The sequence below is a fragment of the Enterococcus sp. 2G9_DIV0600 genome, assembly GCF_002140615.1.
Classification (GTDB): Bacteria; Bacillota; Bacilli; order Lactobacillales; family Enterococcaceae; genus Enterococcus_D; species Enterococcus_D innesii.
Window position 1 is genome coordinate 2691346 of sequence record NZ_NGLL01000001.1, and the last position, 5251, is coordinate 2696596.

At 35.4% G+C, this 5251-nt stretch carries 5 protein-coding genes; 1 reads left to right on the plus strand and 4 read right to left on the minus strand.

Going from position 1 to position 5251, the window contains the following annotated elements:
• The coding region (locus tag A5870_RS12905) for an IS256 family transposase (protein ID WP_086293230.1) at positions 1-965 on the plus strand (965 nt) is incomplete at its 5' end.
• 210 nt (positions 966-1175) lie between these two features.
• Here the strand turns inward: A5870_RS12905 and A5870_RS12910 are convergent.
• The 4 genes from A5870_RS12910 to A5870_RS12925 form a co-directional block, all read right to left on the minus strand.
• The gene (locus tag A5870_RS12910; protein WP_223597931.1) at positions 1176-1532 is read right to left on the minus strand and encodes a hypothetical protein; all 357 of its coding nucleotides are present in this window, start codon (positions 1530-1532) and stop codon (positions 1176-1178) included.
• A 121-nt stretch (positions 1533-1653) separates the two neighbouring features.
• Positions 1654-3321: an FAD-dependent oxidoreductase gene (locus tag A5870_RS12915; protein WP_086293232.1), complete on the minus strand. Its 1668-nt coding sequence runs from the start codon at positions 3319-3321 to the stop codon at positions 1654-1656.
• A 17-nt stretch (positions 3322-3338) separates the two neighbouring features.
• Positions 3339-4418, minus strand: coding sequence for an ACR3 family arsenite efflux transporter (arsB, locus tag A5870_RS12920; protein ID WP_086293234.1), 1080 nt, complete (start codon positions 4416-4418; stop codon positions 3339-3341).
• Between the two features lie 13 nt (positions 4419-4431).
• On the minus strand, positions 4432-4746 hold the full coding sequence (locus A5870_RS12925) for an ArsR/SmtB family transcription factor (protein ID WP_086293236.1): 315 nt from the start codon (positions 4744-4746) through the stop codon (positions 4432-4434).
• Between the last annotated feature and the right edge of the window lie 505 nt (positions 4747-5251).

Below are 5251 nucleotides of genomic sequence, written 5' to 3' on the forward strand. Positions count from 1 at the left end.
AGATTCCGCGCGACCGCAATGGTGAGTTCAAGCAACAGACTGTTCCTGCTTATAGACGGATGAATGACACGTTAGAGGAGACCGTCATTCACCTCTTCCGAAAAGGTATTACCATGTCGGAAATCGCAGACTTGATTGAGAAAATGTATGGGCATCACTACACGCCCCAAACCATGTCCAATATAACAAAATCATTTACAGAAGAGGTAACGGCGTTTAAAGGGCGGGAGCTTCATGACCGTTATTCTGCTATTTATATGGACGCAACGTATATTCCGTTAAAGCGGAAAACCGTCGCCAAGGAAGCTATTCATATCGCAGTTGGCATTCGCCCGGACGGATCAAAGGAAGTATTGAGCTATGCGATTGCACCGACTGAATCCATCACGATTTGGGAGGAAATTTTATTGGACCTTCAAGAGCGCGGTTTGAAAAATGTCCTCCTGTTCATCACGGATGGCTTAAAGGGGATGGTAGGAGCGATTAGTCGGTTCTATCCCAAAGCTCGTTTTCAACATTGTTGTGTACACGTTTCCCGTAATATCAGTCACAAAGTGCGTGTCGATGATCGTAAGGAAGTCTGTGATGATTTTAAAATGGTGTATCAAGCCTCATCTAAAGAGGTGGCGTTGGAAGCACGTGGTGCTTTTGCGGAAAAATGGAAAACCAGCTATCCAAAAGTGGTTGAATCGATTCTTTCGAACGATCACTTGCTCACTTTCTATGATTTCCCATTAGCCATACGCAAGACTATTTACTCTACGAACTTGATTGAATCCTTTAATAAGCAAATCAAGAAATACAGCCACCGCAAGGAACAGTTCCAAAATGAAGAGTCGATGGAACGTTTCTTAGTCTCGTCTTTTGATACTCACAACCAAAAATTCCTAGGTCGCAGTCATAAAGGTTTCCAACTGGCCGAAGGCGAGCTCGAACAAATGCTAAGCCAACTGATTGAGAATTAGAAACAATCTGCAGTAGGGAAGAATCATTTACACAAAATTATTGACGCTCCCCAAATAAATCATAGGAAATAAGTAAGCTAATTACTATAATTGAATACAATATTACATAAAGCAAATGTAAAAGTCCCATAGACATTTCTCCATTTCTTTTTGACTGTATACCAAGACTATAAGTATGAGATTTTACCTTTTCATTCCAACTATATAAATTTATTTTGCATATCTTTTTGCTTCTCTTATTTTATCTAGAATAAAACTTGTTTGACTATAATCAGTTAGTTCACGTATTACTTTTTTCACCGTACGATCAACAGCGCAAATACCAAACATATCAGAATAGAAGTCAGTTATTGATTTGATTGGACTAAACAATTTTTCTGATAATTCAGTTTTTTTTGAGTAATTCATTTCTAAGTACCCTTTGTCTACTAGCCGATCAATAACTAAATAAGCTGTATTCAGCTTAAATTCTGGGTATTTTTTTACAAAGTTACGTTTTGTTATCCCTCCCTCGCATTCATATAATGAAATCAAAACTCGGTATTCAATTTTAGTTAAATCTACCATCTTCAATTTCACCTCTAATAGTCCATAATATATAAAAAAATGAAGCTTGAAAAAAAATACAAATGTTACATCAAACCTCAAAATAAGTTTCTTCCTAATTATTCCAATATTTAGAATTCTATCATAATTTTTGTATCGTTTCACAAACTTCTTGATAGTTTTTATTTCCTCCGGATAAATTATAAACTTGTTTAAATCCTTTGTTCAGTAAAATATTTTGTGCTGCATTTCCAGTAACGCCTTTATTACAATAAGTTACTGTCACACATTCTTTATCCAATTCCTCATATCGATCTCTTAACTCAGCTAAAGGTATGTGAATTGCTCCCTCAATTTTCGAAGTTTCAAACTGTTTTCTTGATCTGGTATCAATAATTTGTAATTTTTCGCCGCCATCAATTCTTCTCAATAGCTCTATAGGGGTCATTAACGGGGTATCATTATTTATATCGTTGTTCAAAGCCATCCCAGTATAATGAATGGGATCTTTTGTTGTAGAAAAAGGTGGAGCATATGCTAAATCCAAGTGAAATAAATCTTCAGCAGTTGCGCCAAATGAAATAGCAGTAGCAAGCACATCGATCCGCTTATCTACCCCATCATAACCTATGATTTGAGCCCCAAGTATCTTCCCATTTTCTTTATTTGCGATTGCTTTGATCACCATTTCTTTACCATTCATATAGTCCGGCTTATTAGGTTTAATATTATATAAAGTAGTAATAGCTATATTATTTGCTAAAGCATCTTTTTCTGTGAGACCAGTTTGAGCAATTGTTAAATCAAAGAATCGTAAAATACCAGTTCCTAAGATTCCCTTGTGTCGTAGATTGCCACCTGTAATAACATCTCCTGCGATCCTTCCCATTTTATTGGCTGTTGAAGCTAAAGGTCGATAAATAGGTAGCCTAGTTATACAATCAAAACTTTCTGCAACATCACCCACAGCATAAACATTTGGAAGATTGGTTTCTAACTTATCGTTTACTTCTATAGCTCCGGTAATTCCTAATTTAATTCCCATGGATTTTGCTAATGCGGTGTTCGGCTTTACTCCGGTAGCTAATACAAAAATATCTGCCGAAAAGATAGTTCCTTTAGCCGTTTCAATAGACTTCAGACGACCATCACCGTTAACTTTTCTGACGGTTTCTTCTGGGAAAAAGGCAATGTTTTTCCTTTTCATTTCATTAATGATTCTTGAAGACATGTCCCAGTCTAAATGGGACATGGGATATTTACTTCGTTGAAGTAACGAGACCTCAAGACCTAGTCTCTGCAACTGCTCGGCCATTTCTAAACCAATATATCCAGCACCAATGACAACTGCTTTTTTTGGCTCGTTTTCATCTACAAACTTCTTGATACTTTTCCCACTCGAAATGTTTTTCACCTGAAAAACATTCTCAAAATGTCTATTAACAAATATTTCTGGGGTATTATAAACCGATCCTGTGGCCAACACTAAAACATCAAAATTATTGGTAAATGATTTTTTTGTAATTAGATTGATTCCGTGAACCAATTTTTTATCATAGTCAACCTGAGTTATTTCATGAGAGGTATGAATATCTACGTCGTACCTTTTTTTAAACCATTCAGCATTACGAGGCGTCAGTTCATCAAAGTTTTCCACTTCTCCCCCCACTGCATATGGAATCCCACAAACTGCGTAAGACACATCCATATCTTTATCATACAAAACAATCTCTGCATCTTCAGTATTCCTTCTTGCTTTTGCAGCGACACTTGTTCCAGCGGCGACAGATCCAATAATGATGATTTTCATTTCTCCACACCTATCCTTTATACGTTCTTGATTTCACTCAAAGATTCCGGATTTATGAACCCGTCTTTTGTTTTATTAGAAACCTTAACTAAAAGTAACATAACTGGCACTTCCACAAGTACGCCTACGACTGTTGCTAAAGTTGCTCCCGACTGTAATCCAAAAAGTGATATTGATACCGCTACTGCCAACTCAAAAAAGTTACTTGCTCCTATCATTCCAGCAGGAGAAGCAATATTATGTGGCAACTTCCAAACTCTTGACCAACTATAAGCAATTGTAAATATTAAAATCGTTTGAATCGTTAAAGGAATTGCAATCAATAAAATATGCAATGGATTGGAAATAATTCTTTCACCTTGGAAGGAGAAAATAATGATCAGAGTTAGTAATAAACCAATAATCGTCACTGAATCAAATTTCTTCAAGAAGACATTTTCAAAATAGGTTAAACCTCTTTTTTTTATGATCAACACTCGAGTAATGAAGCCTAAAAACAGTGGAACAACTACAAATAGAACAGTTGACAGTAATAAAGTGGCTAAAGGGACACTTACATTATCAACGCCTAGCAAAAAAGCAACAATAGGTGCAAATAATACTAGGATAATTAAATCGTTGATTGCGACTTGAACCAAAGTATAGGCAGAGTCACCTTTTGTTAGGTAGCTCCACACAAAAACCATCGCTGTACAGGGTGCAGCTCCTAGAATAACCGCACCAGCGACGTATTCTTTTGCTAGTTCTATTGGAATCAATTGTTGGAAAATCACATAAAAAAAGAGTGCTGAAATGCCATACATCGTAAACGGTTTAATAAGCCAATTAGTAACGCACGTGATAACTAATCCCTTAGGTTTTTTAGCAGCACGAACAATACTGGTAAAATCAATTTTTAACATCATAGGATAAATCATCAACCATATCAAAATAGCCGTTGGAATTGAGACCTGAAAATACTCAAATTGACTTAATGTAACAGGGATAGCTGGAGCAAACTGTCCAATCAATACTCCGATTATCATACACAAAATTACCCATAGAGTTAAATACTTTTCAAAAAAGCCTAACCCTTCAGCTTTACCTTTTGATTTCATTTTTACTTTCCTCCTACTTAGATTCTTCTTTTACTTTGCATACATAGTTGTCTTCATTATTTACAAGTAATTGTTGAATAGATTCCATAAATTCTACAACAAATTCTTCCCTCAATGAATAATGGTGCCATTGCCCTTTTTTACTTACACAAACGACACCCGCTTTTTCAAGTACTTTCATATGATGAGAAAGTGTAGGCTGCGTAAAATCAAAATATTCAAGTAAATCACATGCACACAAACTACCGCAAGAAAGCACATCTACTATTTTCATACGATTTGGATCCGCTAGAGATTTTAATACTAATGAAAGAGATTCATAATTCATTCTTCGACCCTCCTTATATAGATGGTTGTCTATATATGTAATATAGACAACCATCTATATAAGGTCAAGTTGTTTACTCATAATTTCTAAGTAAATAGGAATTAATAGCATAGTTAGTACTCTCACTATAGGTTAATTTAGCATAGAAAAACTGTTAAAGAATATTCTATCTTGAACTCCTTTATAGTTATAGCAATCAAAGAGAGCTCATAAACCCTTAAGTTTCTGACCCTTTTGTATTAAACTTGAAAATAGAAAACCATATTATTCTCATCTATTTTTGTCTTAGCGGCACAATGAATCGACAATATTAAGAGCACCCTATCCTAACAAAAAAGAGAACAATAATTGTCCTCTTTCTAATTAGATCTTTATAAATGTAATTAAAGCAGCGATTCCTGTTAGGACTGCAGGGACGAACATTACGTATGTTGATTCAATTACGTACGCATCTACAAGGTATCCTTGCATTACAGAAAATGCAAGAACTGAAATGATATTCAAT